Genomic DNA, 20,379 nt, shown 5'->3' on the forward strand with positions numbered 1-20,379 from the left:
TTATTGTGCAGATGTGCAGATTTCGTGAAATATAGCATTCAGAACAGAACCGTGATCTCGAACTGAACGTTTCGGGCCGCCAAGGGGGAGATGCTGCTTCAGAAGTGGCTGAACGAGGCGCGCGCAAAGCCCATCTCGCGCCCGTGCGCATCGTGAAAGCGAGGCGGTCCGTCGCCGGCTTCCACGGTGCCGATCTCGGCAACGGGTATCCCGGCGGCCCGGGCCTCGGCCAGGAACGCACCCACGGAGCCGGGCGGCACCGCGCAGAGGATCTCGTAATCGTCCCCACCGGTCAGGGCCGTATCGAGTCGGCTGGCATCGCCGGAGATGGCCGCCTGCGCGGCCGGCGAGAGCGGCACCGCCGGCACGTCGATCCGGGCGGTCAGGCCGATGCCGGCGAACATCTTCGTCAGATCGCCCGCCAATCCGTCCGAGACGTCCATGGCCGCGCGGGCGTGGCGCCGCAGCACGGGGCCGAGCGCCAGCCGCGGGCGCGGGTGAAGGTAGCGATCGAGGAGCGCATCGCGGTGGAGGGGGGCCAGCGCGGGATCGGGCGTCAGCCGCAGGGCGAGGCCCAAAGCCGCGTCGCCGATGGTGCCGCTGACGCAGAGCCGGTCGCCCGCCTGAGCCGCCTGCCGCCGCAGGATCCCGCCGGCCGGCACCTCGCCGAAGGCGGTCACGCCGATCAGCGCCGGGCCGCCGGAGCGCACGGTGTCACCGCCCAGCAGCGGGCAGCCATGGGCATGGCTTGCCGCGCCGAGTCCCTCGGCGAAACCCGCGAGCCACGCTTCGGTCCAATCGTCCGGCAGCGCGAGGGTCAGGAGGAAGCCGCGCGGGCGGGCGCCCTTGGCGGCGAGATCCGACAGGTTTACGCCGAGCGCCTTGTTGGCGATGGAGCCGGGCGGGTCATCGGGGAAGTAATGCACGCCGGCCACGATGGCGTCGGCGGTCACCACGAGGTCGTGGCCGGGCGTCGGCGTCAGGCTCGCGGCGTCGTCGCGCAGGCCCTCGGCGCCGGGGCCGCTGAGCGGCGCGAAGTAGCGCGCGATCAGCGCCTCCTCGCCCGCGCGCGCCATTCCGGTCAGCCCTTCTTCGCCGTCGCCGGGCCGGGAGCGGCCGGAATGCCGAACTCGGTGGAGCGCACCTCGCGGCCGACCCGGTCGAGCACGGCGTTGACCATGCCCGGCTCGTCGCCGCCGTAGAAGCTGTAGGCGACCTCGACATATTGCGAGATCGCGGCGCGGGCCGGCACGTCGCGGCGGAACATCAGCTCATAGGCGCCCGCCCGCAGGATGGCGCGCAGCACCGCTTCCAGCCGGCGCAGCGGCCAGCCCTTCGCCAGCGCCGTGTCGAGCTTCGGGTCGATGGCGCGCTGTTCCTCCACGGCACCACGGAGCACGTCGCGGAAGAACGCGATCTCGGCCGGGGGGTGGACGACACCGTCGACCTCCTGACCGATCCAGAAGGCCTCGAACTCGGCCAGCGCCTCGATCACGCCCTTGTCCGAGATCTCCATCTCGTAGAGCGCCTGCACCACGGCGAGGCGGGCGCCGGTGCGGGCGTTCGGCTTCGGTTGGGCCGGTGTCGCGGCGGGGTCTGTCATCGGGCGGGTTCCAGATTGGCGGCGCGCTTGATGGCGAGGAGGCTCAGGGCCGCCTCCGCTGCACCGCCGCCCTTGTTCATGTCGGAGACCCGGGCGCGGGCGAGCGCCTGCTCCATGGTCTCCACGGTGAGGATGCCGTTGCCGAGCGGCAGGTGCTCGGCCACGGAAAGGTCCATCAGCGCGCGGGCGCTCTCGCCCGCGACGATGTCGTAGTGGCCGGTCTCGCCGCGGATGACGCAGCCAAGCGCCACCGCCGCATCGTAGGGGCCGCCGGCCTTGCGGCCGGCATCCATCAGGATCGCGATGGCGGCGGGGATCTCGAGGGCGCCCGGCACCGTGAACACCCGCGCCTCGGCGCCGACCGCCTCGATCGCCGCGCGGGCACCCGCCAGCAATTCGTCGGCGATGTCGTCGTAGTAGCGCGCCTCGACCACCAGCACGCGGGTGCCGACGAGGCTTTCGAGGATGCTCTCAGGGCTGTCCTTGGGGCTGTCCTTGGGCGCGTCCGCGTCCCGGCGTTGGGAGACCATGCGACTGTCGTTCCGGGGCGAGTTGACGAAAGTTCGGGGCGGGCCGGAGGGTTAGCCCAAGTGGCGCGGGCTCCACAAGCGGCACGGGGCGCGACGGGTGCACGACCGGGGCACATGTTCCGGCCCGGAGAAGCGTCGCCTTTCCGCCGGATCGAAAAGGTTTGATCAATCAAATCAGGCGGAAGTACCGCCGCCACAACCTGCGATGCCCCTTATTAACCGGACCGAAGTCGATCCCGGCAATAGACTGTCGAACGCAAATTTGCGGGCCCTCGACCATCGATCCCGCACTGGAAACGGGAGTTATCCAGCATGGCGACGGCGCAGGCGCGAAGGGCAAAGACGGCCCCGGCCCGGACAGAGGACGCGGCCTCGGCACCGCGGCCGGTGCCGCTGGTGATCGACCTCGACGGCACGCTGCTGCGCACGGACCTTCTCCTGGAAGGAATCATCGCGCTGCTGCGGCGCAACCCGCTGATGCTGCTGGTGATGCTGCTGTGGCTGCCGCGGGGACGCGCCTTCTTCAAGCGCCGCATCGCGGAAGGCGCCGTGCTCGACGTCACGTCCTTGCCGGTCAACGCGGCGCTGCTCGCCCATATCGAGGCGCAGAAGGCGGCGGGCCAGGCGATCGTGCTCGCCACCGCCGCCGACGAGTTGATGGCTCTGCGCGCCCTGAGGCGTTTTCCCGTCTTCGACCGGGTGGTGGCGAGCGACGGGGTGCGGAACCTCAAGGGGGAGACGAAGGCCGCGCAACTCCGGGCGCTCTACCCGCAGGGCTTCGACTATGCGGGCGATGCCAGGGCCGACCTTCCGGTCTGGGTCGCGGCACGGCGGGTGATCGTCGTGGGAGCCTCCGGTTCCGTACTCCGCGCGGCGCGGCGGCTCGGCAAGCCGGTCGAGGAATTTCCCGCCGCCTCGCGTTCGCGCGCACTGCTCAAGGCCCTGCGCCTGCACCAATGGGCCAAGAATGCCCTGGTCTTCGTGCCGCTCGTCCTCGGCGGCCGGGCCGGGGACGCGTTAGCCTGGGGGAGCGCAGGCCTGGCCTTCCTCGCGCTCGGCCTCGTCGCCTCGGCGAGCTACCTGCTGAACGACCTCCTCGACCTCTCCCACGACCGGGCGCACTGGTCGAAGCGCGAGCGCCCCCTGGCGAGCGGCCGGCTTCCCATCGCCACCGGTCTGGCGGCGATGGTGCTCGGCCTCGTGGGCGGGCTGGCGGTCGCGGCCTGGGCGGGGGCGGCGGTGCTCACCGGCGTGCTCGCCTATCTCGTCCTGACGCTGACCTACTCCGCATGGCTCAAGCGGGTGCCGATGCTCGATGCGCTGACGCTCGGGAGCCTGTTCTCGCTGCGCATCGCGGTCGGCGTCGCGGCGGTCGCGGTGGCGTGGTCGCCCTGGCTCCTGACCTTCTCGATGTTCCTGTTCACCTCGCTGTCCTTCGCCAAGCGCCACACGGAGCTGCGCGGGGCCGCGCGGCGCGGCCAGGCCGGCACCATCGCCGGGCGCGGCTATGAGCCGGCGGACGAGCCGGTGGTGCTCGCCTTCGGCGTCGCCTCGGGGCTCGCCAGCGTCGTCATCTTCATCCTGTATCTCGCCAACGAGGCGTTCCGCCACGCCGTGCTCGCCGCGCCGCTGGCCCTGTGGAGCTTCCCGCTGATCCTCGTCCTGTTCATGAGCCGGATCTGGTTGCTGGCGGGCCGCGACGCGCTCCACGACGACCCGGTCGCCTTCGCGGTCAAGGACCGCCCGAGCCTCGTGCTCGCGGGTATGGCCGGTCTCGCCTTCGCGGTGGCGGCCTTCGGCCTGCCGCCCGGCCTCCTCCCAGGAGAGTTCGGGCTGTGATGCGAAGCGAGGTCGTCCGGTTCCTGATCGCGGGCGGCTCGGCGGCGGCGATCAACTGGCTCGCGCGGATCCTGCTCTCGTTGGTGATACCGTTCGAGGCGGCCCTGATCGTGGCCTACGGCATCGGCATGGCTGCCGGCTTCTGGCTCTACCGCGCCTTCGTGTTCCGGGCGGCCTCGCACGGGTCGCTGCGCGGGCAACTCGCCCTGTTCCTCGCGGTCAACGCCGTCGGCGCGGCCGTGGTCCTCGCGGTCAGCACGCTGATGATCGACGGCCTGACCGGCCTGCTGCCGGATCTGAGCCCGGCCGTGGCGCAAGCCCTCGGCCACGGCGTCGGCATCGCCGTCGGCGCCGTGGCGAACTATCTCGGCCACCGGCTTCTCACCTTCGGCGCAACCCTGCGGCCTCAGCCTCAGAGCCGGTAGAGGGTCAGCAGCGTCACCACGGCAAGGTTGGCGACGACCCCCCAGGTGACGAGGATCGGCAGGGCGGCGAAGGCCGGCGGGCGTTCACCGCGCACCATCAGCACGATCAGGATCGGCAGCCAGTCGAGGGCGTAGCGCTGGGTCGCGATCTGCTCGGCGCCGTTCGAGTGGTAGAACAGGGTGATCCCGGCGATGACCGCGATGGTCGCCGCCCCGGCGGCGAAGACCCGGTCGAGCCGCGCGTAGAAGGCCAGCAGCAGCCACGGGCTTGCCACGAGGAGCGCCGTGCCGGCCTTGTCGAAGCCGACCAGTTCCGTCAGCCGGGGGCCGCCGAACTCGAAATGGATCCCCTGCAGGAACAGGTAGAGCGTGTTGAACAGCAGGTAGTCGCGCGAGAACAGGCCGCCCTCGGTGATGCGCCGCCAGATGAAGCTGTCCTGGCCGGGATTGTGGATGAAGGCGTAGCCGGTCTCGAACGGGCTTCCGAAGCGCGCGGCGTTGTAGGCGCAGTAGACGGCGAGGGCCGCCGCGACCGGCAGCCCCGCCAGCATCGCGGATTTCGCCACCGAGGCCGGGTTCGCCAGCAGCGGGCGCCCGCGGGGCAGGGCCAGAACCAGCAGGAACAGCGGATAGAAGATCGCCATCTGCCGGCACAGGAAAGCGAGGCCGACGAACAATCCGGCGAGCGGCAGCGAATTCCGGCAGATCACCGCCCACAGGCTCAACGTCATCATCAGGAAGCCGACGGTCTGGGAGAAGAACCAGACGCCGTCCGACCGCAGCGTGACCTGATAGAGCGGGCTGGCTAAGGCGAGCGCGGCAAGCAGCCACAACGCGTGCCCGCGCTCGACCTCCAGCGCGCGGAAGATGCGGCTCCAGGCGAGCAGGCTCAGGGCCGACAGGCCCAGGCCCAGAAGCACGAAGCCCTTGAAACCGGGAAAGCCGAACAGGGCGACGAACGGCGTCAGCAGCAGTGCCGGCAGGGGCGGAAAGATGATGTAGGTGCGCCCCTCGAACACGGCGCAATCGATCTCGGGGCAGCGCTCGACCCAGAGCCGGCCGTGCAGGAACGCGTCGGCCAGCGCCCCGTGCGAGTTGAAGCCGGCATCGCGCAGCGCGCCCCGTCCCAGAAGGAGGGCGAGGAGAAGGGCACCGCTCAGTGCGGTCAGCACCGCCAGCACCCTGTCGCGGCGTCCTGTAACCGTCATGGTGGCCACCGCCCTTTCACGAAACGAAACCGAATCGACGCGGAAGATTCGATCGGAAGGGTTAAGTCTTCCTCACGAATTGGCCGGCGAGCCTCCTCACGAAAACTTGTCGAGCCGGAGAGGCATCCTGCGTTCACCCGGTGCGGGCCCCCATCGGCACGATTTCCGGGGCTCACCGTCTCGGGGAAAAGGTTTCTGTCGATTTGGGACGGCCGTGCATTGCCGATAGCCGGGACCGACGGCAAGTCTAGAGCCGGCTCGCTCACAAAGAGGCGGGCCGAGAGGGGATATTCATGACGATCGGGTCGCCGAAATTCTTGGCCGGCGCGGCACTCGCCTTCTTTCTGCTGGCCGGCAGCGCCGCCGTTGCCAAGAAGGTCACGCTCGTCCCCGGAGATCGGCCGATCTCCGTCGACATCCCGGCCGCGTGGACGGTGACCACGATCGACCGTGGCGTCCAGGCGCGGACCGCGGACGAGGAAATCTACCTCTGGTTCGAGAGCTACAAGCCGGCCCAGTTCAAGGCCCTGCTCGGCGAGCACAACGCCTACTTCACGGAACAAGGCGTCAAGATCACCGGCGAGGGCCAGTCGAAGGAGGTCGATTTCCCGACCTACGCCCTCAAGGTCACCGAATATCCGGCGACCTACGAGGGCAAACCGACGGTGCTGCGCTACCTCTCGGTCGTGCCGAAAGCCGAGAGCCAGCGCCATCTGCTCGTGAGCTACTGGGCCTCGCCGGAGGGCGACAAGAAGTACGACGCCGAGACGAACCAGATCCTGAACAGTCTCGCCGCCTCCTACGACGGCCGTTAAGAGTGCCTCACGAAACTCCCGATCTCTGACCGTTCTCGCTTTGGCGAGGACGGCGCCGCGGGAGTTTTGCGAGAGCCACTAAGCGGGGCCGCTCCTTACGCCGGCAACAACCCGCGCGTCTCGGCGAGGCGCGCGGCGTAGCGGGCCAGCAGATCGACCTCCAGATTGATCCGATCCCCCTCGCGGCGCTCCTCCCAGGTCGTGACCGAGAGGCTGTGCGGGATCAGCAGCACCGAGAAATCGCTGCCCGAGACCGCGTTGACGGTGAGCGAGGTGCCGTCGAGGCAGATCGAGCCCTTCTCCGCGATGAAGCCGGCAAGCGCGGCCGGTGCCCGCAGGGTGAAGCGCTCGCTCGCCCCCCAAGGATTGTCCTCGCCCGTCACCGTCTCGCGGGCGAGGATCTCGGCGATACCGTCGACATGGCCGGTGACGAGGTGGCCGCCGAGTTCGTCGCCGAGCTTGAGCGAGCGTTCGAGGTTGAGCCGCGTGCCCTCGCGCCACGTGCCCACGGTGGTGCGGGCGATGGTCTCGGCGGCGGCATCGACCGAAAAGCGGCAGCCCGCGCCATGCGGCTCCACCGCGACGGCGGTGAGGCAGGGGCCGGAGCAGGCGATCGAGGCGCCGAGCGCGATACCGGCAGGATCGTAGGCGCTTTCGATCACGATCCGGCGCAGGCGCTCCGAGCCCTCCACCGAGACGACGCGGCCGACATCGCTGACGAGTCCGGTGAACATGTCAGATCCTCTCGTAGGTGACCGCCGTGTCGGGGCCGTAGTCGCGGGTCTCGATCACGCTCAGGGAGCCGTCGGCGAGGCGGCGGGCGAGGTTCGCCCCGAGTGCCGGCAAGCCGCCGGCCTCACCCAGCACCATGGGGCCGGTGATGAGCGTGCAGGCATCGATGAGATCGTGCGCCGCGAGCGCGTCGGCAAGCGCCGGCCCGCCCTCGCTGCAGATCCGGGTCAGGCCGCGCTCCGCCAGCGCGTTCAGCGCGGCGGGCAGATCAATGCGGCCCTGCGCGTCGGTCGAAACGAAGGCGATCTCGACACCGAAGGAGGCGAGCATCCGCCGAGCATGGGCCGGGGCGCCGCGCCCAGTGAGAACCAGGGTCGGCAGGTCGCGGGCCCCACGCACGAGGTGGCTCGCGGGGTTGAGGCGCAGCGTCGAGTCGAGCACGATCCGCAACGGCGAGCGCTCGGCGAGCCCCGGCAGCCGCACGGTCAGCGAGGGGTCGTCGGCGCGGGCGGTGCCGATGCCGACCATGATCGCGTCGGCATGGGCCCGCCACAGATGCACCGCCCCGTCGGCGATCGGACCGGTGATCTTCAGCCGCTCGCCGGTCGAAGGCGCCGCGAACCCGTCGCGGGTCCGGGCGAGCTTGAGGTGCAGGCTCGGGCGGCCGCGCATCACGCGGGAGAAATGGCCGCGATGGTCGCGGGCGGCCTCCTCGCGCAGCAGGCCGGTTTCCACCGTGATCCCGGCCGCGCGCAAACCCGCATGGCCGCGCCCGGCGACGCGGGGATCGGGATCCTCGATCGCGGTGACCACGCGGGCGATCCCGGCGGCGATCGTCGCGTCGGTGCAAGGCGGCGTGCGGCCGTGATGCGAGCAGGGTTCGAGGGTGACGTAGAGCGTGGCGCCGCGCGCGGCCTCGCCGGCCATGGCGAGCGCCAGGGGCTCCGCGTGCGGGCGACCGCCGACCGCCGTCACCGCCTGACCGACGATACGGCCCTCGGCCACGACGACGGCGCCGACGCTCGGATTCGGCCAGGTCCGGCCGAGATTGCGCCGCCCCAGCGCGAGGGCGAGGCGCATGGCGCGCCGGTCGAGGGCTTCCTGCACGGACACGTCCACCGCTCGCCCCGTCACGCCCGCTTCCGGGCCGGACGGCCGCGGCGCGGCGCGGCAACTGGCTCGTCGGGAGGGGCGGGCACAGCCTCCCCCTCTTCGGGCAGGACGCCTTCGCCCTCCAACCGCTCACCGAGGGTGCCGAGCAGATCCTGGAAGTCCTGCGCTTCGCGAAAATTCTTGTAAACCGACGCGAAGCGGACATAGGCGACGTCGTCGAGCCCCTTCAGGCCCTCCATCACCGCCTCGCCGATGGCCTCGCTGGTGACCTCGCCCTCGCCGCCGCTCTCCAGGCGCCGGGTGATGCCGTTGACGAGGCGCTCCACACGCTCGGGATCGACCGTGCGCTTGCGAAGCGCCACATCGATCGAGCGCTGGAGCTTGTCGCGGTCAAACGGCACGCGCTTGCCCGAGCGCTTGAGCACGACGAGTTCGCGCAACTGCACCCGCTCGAAGGTCGTGAAGCGTCCGCCGCAATCCGGGCAGACGCGGCGGCGGCGGATCGCCGAGGAATCCTCGCTCGGCCGCGAATCCTTCACCTGGGTGTCGGGACCTCCGCAGAACGGACACCGCATCGCGCGCTCACCACCTCGTCCCGGACGCTCATAAAAGCCGCCCCTCTCTGCCCCACCCGCCGCTCAATTGCCAGGAGTGGGATCGGTCGGAACAGGCGTGTCGGGCGTCGCACCCCCGTCTCCCGGTTCGGCGCGAAACAGGGCGCGGAGTGCGGCTGCCGTCGGTCCAGCCACCACGTCGGCGAGGGTGAGGCGGTCGAGTTCGAGGAAGAACGCCTGCTCCGCCGCGTCGAAGGCCCATTTGAGGCGGCAGCGGCCCATGAGCGGGCAGGGGTCGCGCTTGCAATCGACCACTGTCCCGACCCCCTCCAGATCGGCGACGAGCCGTCCGAGCCGTATCTCGCGGGCGTCCCGTGCGAGACGCACGCCGCCGGAGCGGCCCTGCCTCGCCTCGACGATACCGGCCCGGACCAGCGTCTGGGCGATCTTCTGGAGGTGGTGCACCGAGATATCGAAGCGTTGCGCAACGGCCGGGGTCGCGACCCAGGCTCCCCGCTCCGCCAGCGTCAGGTGCATGACCAGACGCAGGCCGTAATCCGTGTGAAGCGAGAGATGCAGGGTCGCCCTCCCGAGCGGTGCCGCGCAACCTTCAGGTGAAGGATGCTCAACCCACATCATTTCAAGGATGCAACGACGTGTACACTCCCCGGAACGACAAACCTGACATGGATTAACTCTGAGGCAGCCCCGAAACGACAGCGGCCGCGGATCGGGAGATCCGCGGCCGCAACGTCCCGCATGACGGGCCGGACGTGTTTCGATCGGGCTTAGGCGTAGATCGGGAACCGATCGGTGAGGGCGTGGACCTTCTCCTTCACCGCCGCCTCGACCGCCGCGTCGCCGCCATCGCCCTTCTCGGCGATACCATCGAGCACCTGAACGATCAGCGAGCCGACCTGCTTGAACTCGGCGACGCCGAAGCCGCGGGTGGTGCTGGCCGGCGTGCCCAGACGGATGCCGGAGGTGATCGTCGGCTTCTGCGGGTCGAACGGCACGCCGTTCTTGTTGCAGGTGATGTCGGCCCGGGAGAGCGCCGCCTCGGCCGCCTTGCCGGTCAGGCCCTTCTTCTGAAGGTCGACCAGCATCAGGTGGTTGTCGGTGCCGCCCGAGGTGATGTCGTAGCCGCCGGAGATGATGGTGTCGGCCAGCGCGCGGGCGTTGTCGATCACTTGGCGAGCGTAGATCTTGAACTCGGGCTTCAGCGCCTCGCCGAAGGCCACCGCCTTGGCGGCGATGACGTGCATCAAGGGGCCGCCCTGGAGGCCGGGGAAGATCGCCGAGTTGAACTTCTTGGCCAGCGCCTCGTCGTTCGTCAGGATCATGCCGCCGCGCGGGCCGCGCAGGGTCTTGTGCGTCGTCGTGGTGGCGACGTGCGCGTGAGGGAACGGCGAAGGATGCAGGCCCGCGGCGACGAGGCCGGCGAAGTGGGCCATATCGACGAAGAAGTAGGCGCCGACGGAATCGGCGATCTCACGGAACTTCGCGAAGTCCCAGTGACGCGGGTAGCCCGAGCCGCCGGCGATGATCACCTTCGGTTTGTGCTCCTGGGCGAGGCGCTCGACCTGCTCCATGTCGATGCGCTGGTCCTCGCGGCGCACGGTGTAGGAGACCGGCTTGAACCACTTGCCCGAGACGTTCGGGGGCGCGCCGTGGGTGAGGTGGCCGCCGGCCGCGAGGTCGAGGCCGAGGAAGGTGTCGCCCGGCTGCATCAGGGCCATGAACACGCCCTGGTTCGCCTGCGAGCCGGAATTCGGCTGCACGTTGGCGAAGCCGCAGCCGAACAGGCGCTTGGCCCGATCGATCGCCAGTTCCTCGGCGATGTCCACGAACTGGCAGCCGCCGTAGTAGCGCCGACCCGGATAGCCCTCGGCGTACTTGTTGGTCAGCACCGAGCCCTGCGCTTCGAGCACGGCGCGCGAGACGATGTTCTCAGACGCGATCAGCTCGATCTCGTGCTGCTGCCGGCCCAGCTCCTGCGAGATGGCCTTGGCGATCTCAGGATCCGTTTCGGCAAGATGAGCCGAGAAGAAGGTGTCGAGGTCGGTGTTGTCGGTCGCAGTTCCGGCGCTCATGAGCGTAGCCTCTTTTCGTTGTTTACGGGCAAACCCACCCGTTCTCCCGTCGGCGTTCACGGGGGTGTTTTTCAGGCACTATTCGTACACGCCGCGGCACCACAGGCCAAGCACAGGTGATTTTTCGCCTGTCTTCAAAATTTTTAACGGGATCGGCCCCGCGATGCGGCACTGCGGCGCATCCGGCCGGTTCTACACGCGAAAACACCCGGCAGGGCCGGGTGTCGCAGGACCGATCAAGTCGTTGAGTGGCTGGCTCCGCGAGTGCGTCCGAGGACCTTAGCGGGTCCGATCGACGCCGCTTGCGGATTTGCGCCGTGCCCTTGCCGAAACCCGGCAAGGGCCCGTTCGATCGGAGGTGTCGGATTCAGGCCTGGAGGCGGCTCTTCACGTCGCCGAGGCTGGCCCGGAGGAGATCCTGCGCCGCCGCGCCCTGGAGGCGCTCACGCAGCAGGGTCTCGGAGACCTTCACGGCTGCGTCGGCCGCCGCGGCCCGAACCTGAGCGGAGGCCTGCGCCTCGGCCTGGGCAATCTTGGCCTCGGCGCTCTTGGTGCGGCGGGCCACGAAATCGTTGAGGCGGGCATGGCCTTCGGCGGCGATGCGCTCGGCATCCTCGCGGGCACCGGCGATGATGGCCTCGGCCTCGCGCTCGGCCTCGGTGCGGCGGCGCTTGTAGTCGGCGAGCACGGCCGCGGCTTCTTCACGCAGGCGGCGGGCCTCGTCGAGCTCGTGGCGCACGCGCTTGGCGCGGCTGTCGAGGCCGTTGGTCATCATCGAGAAGCCGCCGACCCGCCAGACGATGACCAGGAACGCCACGAAGGCGACGGCGACCCAGAATTCCGCGGTCAACAACATGTCGGTTTCAAACCCTTGATCGGCCTTCCGCCCGGCGGGCCGGGCGGGGTCGGATGGGAGGGGCCGGCAACGGGCCGGCCCTCGGATCAGTGTACGGCGGGCGTCGCGTCGAGGGCGCGGTTCAGGCTCGCCTGGTCGGGGGCCTGGCCGGTCAGCCGCTCGACGATCGCCGAGGCGGTTTCGCCGGCAATCGCGCGGACATTGCCCATGGCTTCGTTCGTGCGCGTGCGGAGGGTCGCCTCGGAGGCGGCGAGCCGCTGGTTCAGCTCGGCTTCGAGCGTCTTGCGCTTGGCCTCAGCCTCGGCCGAGAGGGTGTTGCGGGTCTCCTGGGCGATGGCCTGCGCCTTCGCCTGCGCCTCGCGCAGAGACTTCTCGTAGGCCTCGCCGGCGGCGTCGGCCTCGGTCTTCATGCGCTGCGCCTCGGTCAGATCGGACGAGAGCCGGCCGGCGCGGTCGCCGAGGATCGCCTCGATGCGCGGCAGCGCAACCTTGGACATCAGGTAGTAGAGCAGGCCGAAGGCCAGCGCGAGCCAGATCAACTGCGAGAGGAAGGTGTGGCTCTCGAAGGGCGGAAAGGCGCCGCCATGGCCGCCGGAGGGCTGCTCGGTATGGGCGTGCGGGCTTCCCGCCGGGACGATCGTCGTGTCCGCGTTCGGGGAGGGGGTCGTGAGGGGATTCTTCTGCTCGGCCATGGCCCTGTCCGGTGACGTCGGAAGGCCGGCTCCGCGGGCGGAGCGGCCGGATCGGAGTCTCTCACGAAACCTCCGCTGCGCCGCCGTACGGAGGGACGGACGACCGAGCAGAGGAGGTTTCGCGAGGCGCTCTCAACGAGCGGGGGAGCGCGGGGCGGGCTCTCTAGCCGGCCCGCGCTCCCCCGATGAACGACGCGTCAGACGGCGAAGAGGAGCAGCAGCGCGACGAGCAGCGAGAAGATGCCGAGCGCCTCGGTGAGCGCGAAGCCCAGGAGGAGGTTGGTGCGCTGGCTATCGGCGGCCGACGGGTTGCGCAGGGCGCCCGCGTAGAACTGGCCGAACAGGTTGCCGAGGCCGATGCTGGCGCCCGCCATGCCGAGGCAGGCGAGACCGGCGCCGATGTACTTCGCAGCGACGGGATCCATGAAACACTCCTGAAGTTCGAACGGGGTTCGTTGAGGGCGGAAGGGTCCGGCCGGAAAGGATCAGTGGCCGGGGTGGAGGGCGTCGGCGAGGTAGACCGCCGTCAGCGTCGCGAAGACGTAAGCCTGAAGGGCCGCGACGAGGAACTCGAGAGCCGTCAGCGCGATGGTGAGCGCGAGCGGCAGGGGCGAGAGCACGCCCCAGGCGCCGGCAACCAGGAGCTGGACCACGAAGAAGGCGAAGATCTTCAGCGCGATGTGGCCGGCCAGGATGTTGGCGAAGAGACGAACCGAGAGGCTGATCGGACGCGACAGGAACGACACGATCTCGATCGGCACCATGATGAGCAGCAGCGGCTTCGGCACGCCCGACGGCACGAACACGCCGAGGAAGTGGGTGCCGTGCTTGGCGACGCCGTAGATCACCACGGTCAGGATCACGACCAGCGCGAGGCCGAAGGTGACGATGAGGTGGCTGGTCACCGCGAAGGCGTAGGGGATCATCCCGAGCAGGTTCAGGATGAGCACGAACATGAACAGGGAGAACACGAGCGGCAGGAAACGCTTGCCGTCCTCGCCGGTCGCCTGATGCACCGTATCGGCGATGAATTCGTAGAGCGTCTCGGCCAGCGCCTGGAGACGGCCCGGAACCACGGAGCGCCCGGAGGTCGCCACGATGGTCAGCAGCGCGATGATGCCCACCGCGGCGAACATGTAGAGAGCCGATTGCGTGAACGCGAGCTGTTGGTTGCCGATGTGACCCAGCGAGACGAGCGGCTGCAGCTCGAACTGGTGGATCGGGTCGATACTGACCGCCATGTGCCCGCTTCCGCCCCTTTGTGTGTCGCGCGAGGAAACCTTTGCGGCTCCCGTCTGTCGCGCGTCGCCCTTACACGATGCCGGGCGAGTCTCAAGACCCTTGAGGCGTCTTGGAGACCCATACCGGCGATCTTTCTCAGTTTTTCTTGGCGCTGAAGCCGCTGACCCGCATGACGTTGTAGATCCCCGTCACGAAGCCCAGCATCAACAGCACGATCATGCCCCACGGCTTGGTGCCGAGGAGATGATCGACGATGTAGCCGAGGATTCCCCCGGCGATCACACCCGCGATGAACTCGGTCGAGAGCCGCATGGCCTGACCGAGCGGGGCAGCCCCGCCGGACGAGCCGGTGCGCGCAAGCCTGTCGGGCGCGGCGTTGGGCCGCTTGCCTTCGAGCTGCGTCTCGAGACGCTTGAGCCTCGCGGAGAGATCGCCGTCGGCGGGAGCCTTTTCCGGCCCGCTCCCATCACCTGCCGGGCCGCCGCTCACGGGCGACCCCACACGTCGTCGGGAGCGGAGGGAAAGGATTCACCCCCTCGGCGCGGCGCACCATAGTTTCGCCAACCTTGAGTGTCAAGGCGGCCAAACTGCCTATTAAGTTGTTGATGGAACAACATAATTTTTGATTTTTCCACGGCTTTCGGAAGCCGGATCAGGCCCCCAGGATCGGCTTGATGATCTTCTCCATTTCCTCGATCGAGAGGGCGCCGGCGCGCTTCTCGCCGTTGATGAAGAAGGTCGGCGTCGATTCAACTTTGAGGGTGTCGAGGCCGCGGGTCTTGACCGCGTTGATGGCGGCGTAGGTGTTCTGGTCCTTCAGGCAGGCCTCGAACTTCTCCTTCGAGAATCCGGCCTGACGCAGGAGCTGTTCCAGGGCATCGACGGGCGATTGCGGCTTACGCACGAAGGCCCAGTTCTGCTGCTGGTCGAACAGCAGATCGGTGATCGGGTAGTATTTCGCCTCGCCGTCGCAGCGGGCCAGCATGAAGGCGGCGGTGGCAAGCGGATCGAGCGGGAACTCGCGCAGGGTGAAGCGCACCTTGCCGGTGTCGATGTAGCGCTCCTTCAGCACCGGCCACGTCGTCGCGTGGAAGTGGGCGCAGTGCGAGCAGGTCATCGAAGCGTATTCGATGATCGTCACCTTGGCGTCCGCCGGCCCGAGCCAGACATCGCCGAGGGGGCCGGGCTGCATCAGCGCGGCCGTGTCAGCCGATTGCGCCAGCGCCTCGAAGGTCAGGCGGGGAAGCAGGGCGGCGGTGCCGAGGGCAAGGCCGGTCAGTTTCAGGGCGTCGCGCCGGGTGATCATGGCAGGGGCGGGCTCCGTTCGCGGGCCGCATTCGGCCCGATACCGCGCAGGATAGGACGGAACGGCTCCGTCCGGCCGGGGGACGCGTCGCCGCACGGCCTTTCGCGAGCCGCTTATCACGCCGCGCCGCCGCCCGCACGTCCTTGCGTTGATGCGTCGCCAAAGCATCGTCCTGGATCAGGTATCCAGCAGGAGGCCCTGGCTCGCGTCGCTATCGCCGCGCGACCACGGCGATGCCGAGCCGGTCGAGGGCGTCGCGCAGGCGCTCCTCCTCGATGCGCGCCACCGCCAGCGCCACCTCGCCGCGCCGCGCCGGGTCGAGGGCTATCTGCGGGGCGCGGCGGGTGGCCCGATGCACGCGGTCCTGGCGCATGACGATCTTGCCGATGCAGGCCCAGCCGTAATGCGCGTTGACACGCTGGATCACGATCGGCGCGAGATGCTGGAGTTCGAGGGCGAAGGCGCCTTCGACCCTCACCACCAGGGTGCCGGGCTCCGGCCTGCCCTCCGCGTCGCGGCGGGCCCGGCGCGGCCATTCGAGCTTGACCGGCTGGCAGGCCTCGGAGAGCCGCGCGCCGACGATGTCCGGCCACGCGGCGAGGATGTCGGAGGAGGCGAAGCCCTGCGCGGCAAACGCCGGGCCGATGCAGCCCTCGATCAGTTCGCTCAGCGGTTTGACGCGCGCCATCGGCACTCCGGAACACAAGGGCCGCTCGGTCAGCGCGTCCCTCCGGCGAACCTACCCGAAATGCGGTCCGCGCGGGAGTCGGAAGCGAGACTCCCGAGCCGGTGACATCAGCCCTCTCGGCCTGTCCCGGCATCACGCATGAACCGGATCCCTGGAACGGCTTCGCTTGAGGACGTTCGCGATCGTCCAGGCGATGAAGGCGGAGAGAAAGGTCACGAATTCCAGGCAGAGCGCCATGAAATACCGAGGTCCCGTATCCGTTTCGGCCACGCCCGAGACGAGGCCCCAATGCGCAAGGCCGGCCGCACCGACGAGGAGCAGGACGGCGTAGATCCAGCGGACGGCATGTCGCCAAAGCATGATGGCGAAATCGGTGCCGATCGCCATGCGGCACAGGATCAGCAAGACGCCGGGACCGGCGACGAACAGGAAGAGGATCAGGAGCGCCTGGATCATACAGCCCAAGATAGCGGCCTTCGGCGCAGGCTGGAATGCGTTCAGGCCGGGCCGGCCTTCGGTGGGTGCGGAAGGCTCGGCGTTCAGCCGCGTCACATTTCGGCAAGGCGCTGTTTTCGCGGCCGCGCTCCCGCTATGGACAGGCCATGCCCGCCGCCTCGGCCGCCGACCTCCTCACCTGGTACGACCGCCACCGCCGGGCACTGCCTTGGCGGGCGCTGCCGGGTGAGACGGCCGACCCTTACCGGGTCTGGCTCTCGGAAGTGATGCTGCAGCAGACCACCGTCACGGCGGTCAAACCCTACTTCGAAAGATTCCTGACGCTGTTTCCCAGCGTCGCGGCGCTCGCGGCCGCGCCGGAAGAGGCGGTGATGTCGGCCTGGGCCGGGCTCGGCTACTATTCCCGCGCCCGCAACCTGCATGCCTGCGCCAAGTCGGTCGCGAGCGCCGGCGGGTTTCCCGACACCGAAGACGGCCTGCGCAAGCTTCCCGGCATCGGCGCCTACACGGCCGGCGCCATCGCCGCGATCGCCTTCGACCGGCCGGCGGCGGCGGTCGATGGCAATGTCGAGCGGGTGATGAGCCGTCTCCACGCCATCGAGACGCCGCTTCCCGCCGCCCGCGCCCAGATCCGCCTGTTCACCCAGGCCCTGGTGCCGGACCGGCGGCCGGGCGATTTCGCGCAGGCGCTGATGGATCTCGGCGCCACCCTGTGTACGCCGAAGCGCCCGGCCTGCGCCCTCTGCCCCTGGATGCTGCCCTGCCGCGCCCGCGCCGAGGGGTTGCAGGAGACGTTTCCGCGCAAGTTGAAGAAGGAGAAGGGGATCTTGCGAAAGGGCGCGGCCTTCGTCGCGCTACGGGCCGGAGACGAGGCGGTCCTGCTGCGCACGCGACCGCCGGAAGGCCTGCTCGGCGCCATGGCCGAACCGCCGACGAGCGATTGGCGGCCCGATTACGATCCGGCCAAGGGCCTGCTCGACGCGCCGCTCGATGCCCGCTGGAAGCGCCTGCCCGGCGTGGTGAAGCACGGCTTCACCCATTTCCCGCTCGAACTCACGGTGTTTCTCGCCCGCGTCGCGGCGGACACGAAGCCGCCGGAGGGCATGCGCTTCACCCCCCGCGACGCGCTCGAGACCGAGCCGCTGCCCGGTGCGATGAAGAAGGTGCTCGCCCACGCGCTCACCGGCCCGGTGCCCGTGGTGGCGCCGAAGCCGGTTCCGGTCCGCGAACCCGATCTCGCCACGCTTCCCGAGCCCGAGCCGCCGCCGCGGCGTGGGCCGATCCCGAAGCTCGCCTCGTCGCGGCCCTCGGATCTGGCGCGGATCGTCAAGAAGGCGCCGAAACCGGTTCGGACACGATAGGGAAAGATGCAGGGCTCTGCCCTGCACCCGCGAAAGGACTTGTCCTTTCGAAACCGAGACGAGCGCTACGCCCCGGCTTGGCCCCGCATCTCAGTCCGAAAATCGTCGATGCAGACGAGTTTTCCGCCGCGCTCGGCGTGCCAGAAGGTCCAGCCGTTGCAGGCGGGCAGGCCCTGGACCAGGGCGCCGACCTTGTGGATCGAGCCCATCGCCGGCCCGACGCTGAGCTGCCCGTCCGGCCGCACCGTCGCCCGGAAGCGGCGGCGCTCGTCGGTCAGCGTCTCGCCGGGGCGGACATGACCGGCCTCGACCACGCTCAGGAACGGGATGCGCGGCTCCGCCCGCTTCGGCGTCGCGAGCGCCAGCGAGGCGGCCGACAGCGTCTCGATGCCGTCGATCCGGGCCCGCGCCGCGGTGGCGTAGGTCGGGTCGCGCTCGCAGCCGATGAAGTGGCGCCCGAGACGCTTGGCCACCGCGCCGGTCGTGCCGGTGCCGAAGAACGGGTCGAGCACCACGTCGCCGGGATTGGTCGCCGCCAGCAGCGTGCGGGCCAGGAGCGCTTCCGGCTTCTGGGTCGGGTGGACCTTGCGGCCCGCCTCATCCTTCAGCCGCTCCTCGCCCGTGCAGAGCGGGATGAACCAGTCCGAGCGCATCTGAAGGTCTTCGTTGCCGGCCTTCAGGGCATCGTAATGGAAGGTGTACTTCGCCTGCGGCGAGCGCGAGGCCCAGATCAGGGTCTCGTGCGCGTTGGTGAAGCGCTTGCCGCGGAAGTTCGGCATCGGGTTGGCCTTGCGCCAGACGATGTCGTTCAGGATCCAGTAACCGAGATCCTGCAACGCGCTGCCGACCCGGAAGATGTTGTGGTACGAACCGATCACCCACAGCGTGGCGTTCGGCTTCATCACGCGGCGCGCGGCCTTCAGCCAGGCACGGGTGAAGTCGTCGTAGGCTTCAAGGCTGGAGAACTTGTCCCAGTCGTCGTCGACGGCATCGACCACGCTCTGGTCGGGACGGGTCAGTCCCGCCTCGCCGAGCTGGAGGTTGTAGGGCGGGTCGGCGAAGACACAGTCGACGCTTTCGGCCGGAAGACGGTCCATCGCGGCGATACAGTCGCCGATCAGGATTTCGTCGAGGGGTAAGGTGCTGGGAAGACGCTGAACGGAGGGTGCAAGACCCATCCGCGGCGCCGACGCGATCCGCCCGGTACGCGAGACTTGATTCCGGGCGGTGGCGCCGACGACCGCGGTACGCGGGGAAGCCATGGCAAACACCGGTTACGCGACTGACAACCGGACCATGCCCCGATCACGGTAAAGGTCGCGTTTGCCGTCGGCGTACGGTTGCGTCTCGATATGGGGCGGCAGTTTTTGCCGGGCTTCGCCATGCATCGAATGCAAGGCTGTGCTGCCACTCGGGCAAGCGGGCGCGAAGCTTTGGCAAGGCTTTCCCGGCCGAAGGCGGAGCCACGCTGAATTCTTTTGCGACAAGTTGTGCGGATATCGAGAGACCGAGCGCCGGCGTCGCGCCAAGTAATCAATTCTTGCCGTGGCCCAAAATCCTGAAACAGCGATCGTTAGTCTGATCCGGGCCTCATACCGCAGTGCAAAATCCGCGTCTTATTTTAGCCGGGATCGGGCTCATTTTCCGCGGCGCTCACAACACGTCGCAAAAACAAGGGAATGCGATCCTCGATGAAGGTTTCCAACAGGACCGCTGCCGTCTGCCTCGCCACCGTCATCGGTGCCCTCTCGGCGCTGCCCGCTCAGGCCCAGGGTGGCCGGGCCTCCTGGTACGGAAGCGGCAAGAAGACAGCCAATGGCGAGCGGTTCAACCCCAATGGTTACACCGCCGCCCACCGCAGCCTGCCCTTCGGTACCCGCGTCCGCGTCACGAACCGGTCCAACGGCCGCTCGGTCGTGGTGCGCATCAACGATCGCGGCCCGTTCGTCGGCGGCCGGGTGATCGATCTGGCCCGCGGCTCGGCCCGCGCCATCGGCATGTCGGGCGTCAGCTACGTCTCGCTCAACGTGGTGCGCTGAGGCGGGCACCGCCTCCGTTCCATCCGGCGTTGCCGGGGAACCGCCCGCTTCCCATCTTCGTCTCAACGAGGACGCGCAGGCCCGGAACGCTTTTCGATCCGGGCTGCAAAGGGATGAGGAGCCGAGATGGCGAAGCCGATGGTGGTCGAGATTCCGCATGAACTCGGCCGCGACGAGGCCCGGCGGCGCATCGACGAGGGCACCGTTCGCGTGCGCGAGGCGCTCGGCAAGAGCGGCATCGCCATCAACACCCTGACCTGGACCGGCGACCGGCTCGACTACTCGGTCACGGCCATGGCCCAGACCGTGGACGGCCAGATCGATGTCGGCCAGGACGTGGTTCGCGTCGAGGTGCGCATGCCGCTGCTGCTCTCGATCTTCGCCCAGAAGATCCAGAAGATCGTCGGCAAGGAGGGCAACAAGCTCCTCCTGACGAAGAAATAGCCGGGGCCGAGACATCGCGGGGAGCGGACTACGGGAACCCGCTCCGCGACGCCTCGTTGGCGTGACACGGCGGCACGGTGCCCGCCGCCAGCGAGGCTTCGACCCATATGGCCAATCCCGGATCGATCCCGGAGACTCCCGTGCCCGGCCCCGAGACGCCTGGACCGGAGACGCCCGACTCCCCCCAGATCCCCGAGCCCGGTCCCGGCCCTGAAATCCCCGGCGGAACGCCCGCCGAGGCTCCCAGCACCACGCCGACCGAGATTCCCGTCGAGAGCCCCGGCCTTCCGGATTCAACGCCGACCGGCCCGGCCAACCCGACCGCCTGAACGCTTCACCCGAAGCGACGCCGGCTCCGCACGACGCGAAAGCCTGAATCCGCG

General features: G+C 69.1%; 25 protein-coding genes. 7 read left to right on the forward strand and 18 right to left on the reverse strand.

Features of this window, described 5'->3' with window-relative positions:
* Positions 1-98: 98 nt before the first annotated feature.
* Genes thiL through ribH form a run of 3 tightly spaced genes read right to left on the reverse strand, consistent with a single transcriptional unit; the run spans position 99 to position 2,133 of the window.
* A complete protein-coding gene (gene thiL / locus Y590_RS14905; protein ID WP_060770545.1) occupies positions 99-1,076 on the reverse strand; it encodes a thiamine-phosphate kinase in 978 nt (325 codons plus the stop codon).
* A 5-nt stretch (positions 1,077-1,081) separates the two neighbouring features.
* Positions 1,082-1,603, reverse strand: a complete 522-nt coding sequence (nusB, locus tag Y590_RS14910; protein WP_060770546.1) for a transcription antitermination factor NusB — start codon at positions 1,601-1,603, stop codon at positions 1,082-1,084.
* Entirely contained in the window at positions 1,600-2,133 is a 534-nt protein-coding gene (gene ribH, locus Y590_RS14915; RefSeq protein WP_060770547.1) for a 6,7-dimethyl-8-ribityllumazine synthase, read from the reverse strand. Before ribH ends, nusB begins: the two co-directional genes overlap by 4 nt.
* A gap of 312 nt (positions 2,134-2,445) precedes the next feature.
* Here ribH and Y590_RS14920 point away from each other — a divergent pair, with 312 nt between their 5' ends.
* The gene (locus Y590_RS14920; RefSeq protein WP_060770548.1) at positions 2,446-3,972 is read left to right on the forward strand and encodes a UbiA family prenyltransferase; all 1,527 of its coding nucleotides are present in this window, start codon (positions 2,446-2,448) and stop codon (positions 3,970-3,972) included.
* Complete coding sequence (locus Y590_RS14925) at positions 3,972-4,397, forward strand: GtrA family protein (protein WP_060770549.1); 426 nt, start codon at positions 3,972-3,974, stop codon at positions 4,395-4,397. Before Y590_RS14920 ends, Y590_RS14925 begins: the two co-directional genes overlap by 1 nt.
* On the opposite strand, the gene Y590_RS14930 is transcribed toward Y590_RS14925, so the two are convergent.
* On the reverse strand, positions 4,385-5,605 hold the full coding sequence (locus Y590_RS14930) for a hypothetical protein (protein WP_060770550.1): 1,221 nt from the start codon (positions 5,603-5,605) through the stop codon (positions 4,385-4,387). The genes Y590_RS14925 and Y590_RS14930 overlap by 13 nt on opposite strands.
* 293 nt (positions 5,606-5,898) lie before the next feature.
* Here Y590_RS14930 and Y590_RS14935 point away from each other — a divergent pair, with 293 nt between their 5' ends.
* Entirely contained in the window at positions 5,899-6,420 is a 522-nt protein-coding gene (locus Y590_RS14935) for a hypothetical protein (protein ID WP_060770551.1), read from the forward strand.
* A 95-nt stretch (positions 6,421-6,515) separates the two neighbouring features.
* On the opposite strand, the gene Y590_RS14940 is transcribed toward Y590_RS14935, so the two are convergent.
* The 13 genes from Y590_RS14940 to Y590_RS15000 form a co-directional block, all read right to left on the reverse strand.
* On the reverse strand, positions 6,516-7,154 hold the full coding sequence (locus Y590_RS14940; RefSeq protein WP_060770552.1) for a riboflavin synthase: 639 nt from the start codon (positions 7,152-7,154) through the stop codon (positions 6,516-6,518).
* 1 nt (position 7,155) lies between these two features.
* Entirely contained in the window at positions 7,156-8,232 is a 1,077-nt protein-coding gene (gene ribD / locus Y590_RS14945) for a bifunctional diaminohydroxyphosphoribosylaminopyrimidine deaminase/5-amino-6-(5-phosphoribosylamino)uracil reductase RibD (RefSeq protein ID WP_201026792.1), read from the reverse strand.
* A 50-nt stretch (positions 8,233-8,282) separates the two neighbouring features.
* Complete coding sequence (nrdR, locus tag Y590_RS14950) at positions 8,283-8,840, reverse strand: transcriptional regulator NrdR (RefSeq protein WP_060770554.1); 558 nt, start codon at positions 8,838-8,840, stop codon at positions 8,283-8,285.
* 63 nt (positions 8,841-8,903) lie between these two features.
* Complete coding sequence (locus Y590_RS14955) at positions 8,904-9,458, reverse strand: RrF2 family transcriptional regulator (protein ID WP_286161753.1); 555 nt, start codon at positions 9,456-9,458, stop codon at positions 8,904-8,906.
* A 149-nt stretch (positions 9,459-9,607) separates the two neighbouring features.
* The gene (gene glyA, locus Y590_RS14960) at positions 9,608-10,912 is read right to left on the reverse strand and encodes a serine hydroxymethyltransferase (protein ID WP_060770556.1); all 1,305 of its coding nucleotides are present in this window, start codon (positions 10,910-10,912) and stop codon (positions 9,608-9,610) included.
* 367 nt (positions 10,913-11,279) lie between these two features.
* Positions 11,280-11,765 (reverse strand): F0F1 ATP synthase subunit B family protein, encoded by a 486-nt coding sequence (locus Y590_RS14965; protein ID WP_201026793.1) that lies wholly within the window; start codon positions 11,763-11,765, stop codon positions 11,280-11,282.
* An 89-nt stretch (positions 11,766-11,854) separates the two neighbouring features.
* Entirely contained in the window at positions 11,855-12,460 is a 606-nt protein-coding gene (locus tag Y590_RS14970; protein WP_060770558.1) for a F0F1 ATP synthase subunit B family protein, read from the reverse strand.
* 197 nt (positions 12,461-12,657) lie between these two features.
* Positions 12,658-12,885 carry a F0F1 ATP synthase subunit C gene (locus Y590_RS14975; RefSeq protein WP_003601125.1) on the reverse strand — a complete coding sequence of 76 codons (228 nt, stop codon included), beginning with the start codon at positions 12,883-12,885 and terminating at the stop codon, positions 12,658-12,660.
* Between the two features lie 60 nt (positions 12,886-12,945).
* The gene (locus Y590_RS14980) at positions 12,946-13,701 is read right to left on the reverse strand and encodes a F0F1 ATP synthase subunit A (RefSeq protein ID WP_003601124.1); all 756 of its coding nucleotides are present in this window, start codon (positions 13,699-13,701) and stop codon (positions 12,946-12,948) included.
* Between the two features lie 136 nt (positions 13,702-13,837).
* Entirely contained in the window at positions 13,838-14,191 is a 354-nt protein-coding gene (locus Y590_RS14985) for an AtpZ/AtpI family protein (protein WP_060772304.1), read from the reverse strand.
* 163 nt (positions 14,192-14,354) lie between these two features.
* Positions 14,355-15,008, reverse strand: a complete 654-nt coding sequence (locus Y590_RS14990) for a DsbA family protein (protein WP_060770559.1) — start codon at positions 15,006-15,008, stop codon at positions 14,355-14,357.
* A 211-nt stretch (positions 15,009-15,219) separates the two neighbouring features.
* Entirely contained in the window at positions 15,220-15,696 is a 477-nt protein-coding gene (locus Y590_RS14995) for a DUF721 domain-containing protein (RefSeq protein WP_060770560.1), read from the reverse strand.
* Positions 15,697-15,828: 132 nt separating this feature from the next.
* Positions 15,829-16,248 carry a hypothetical protein gene (locus Y590_RS15000; RefSeq protein WP_286161754.1) on the reverse strand — a complete coding sequence of 140 codons (420 nt, stop codon included), beginning with the start codon at positions 16,246-16,248 and terminating at the stop codon, positions 15,829-15,831.
* Between the two features lie 50 nt (positions 16,249-16,298).
* Here Y590_RS15000 and mutY point away from each other — a divergent pair, with 50 nt between their 5' ends.
* Complete coding sequence (gene mutY, locus Y590_RS15005; RefSeq protein ID WP_060770562.1) at positions 16,299-17,513, forward strand: A/G-specific adenine glycosylase; 1,215 nt, start codon at positions 16,299-16,301, stop codon at positions 17,511-17,513.
* A gap of 65 nt (positions 17,514-17,578) precedes the next feature.
* On the opposite strand, the gene Y590_RS15010 is transcribed toward mutY, so the two are convergent.
* Complete coding sequence (locus tag Y590_RS15010) at positions 17,579-18,775, reverse strand: site-specific DNA-methyltransferase (protein ID WP_083530982.1); 1,197 nt, start codon at positions 18,773-18,775, stop codon at positions 17,579-17,581.
* A 429-nt stretch (positions 18,776-19,204) separates the two neighbouring features.
* On the opposite strand from Y590_RS15010, the gene Y590_RS15015 reads away from it, so the two are divergent.
* From Y590_RS15015 to Y590_RS25780, 3 genes are all read left to right on the forward strand, one after another.
* Positions 19,205-19,552, forward strand: coding sequence for a septal ring lytic transglycosylase RlpA family protein (locus Y590_RS15015; RefSeq protein WP_056203827.1), 348 nt, complete (start codon positions 19,205-19,207; stop codon positions 19,550-19,552).
* Positions 19,553-19,678: 126 nt separating this feature from the next.
* Positions 19,679-19,996: a polyhydroxyalkanoic acid system family protein gene (locus tag Y590_RS15020; protein ID WP_060770564.1), complete on the forward strand. Its 318-nt coding sequence runs from the start codon at positions 19,679-19,681 to the stop codon at positions 19,994-19,996.
* Between the two features lie 107 nt (positions 19,997-20,103).
* Complete coding sequence (locus tag Y590_RS25780; protein WP_056202649.1) at positions 20,104-20,325, forward strand: hypothetical protein; 222 nt, start codon at positions 20,104-20,106, stop codon at positions 20,323-20,325.
* Positions 20,326-20,379 lie beyond the last annotated feature (54 nt).

Source organism: Methylobacterium sp. AMS5, from assembly GCF_001542815.1.
Taxonomy (GTDB): Bacteria; Pseudomonadota; Alphaproteobacteria; order Rhizobiales; family Beijerinckiaceae; genus Methylobacterium.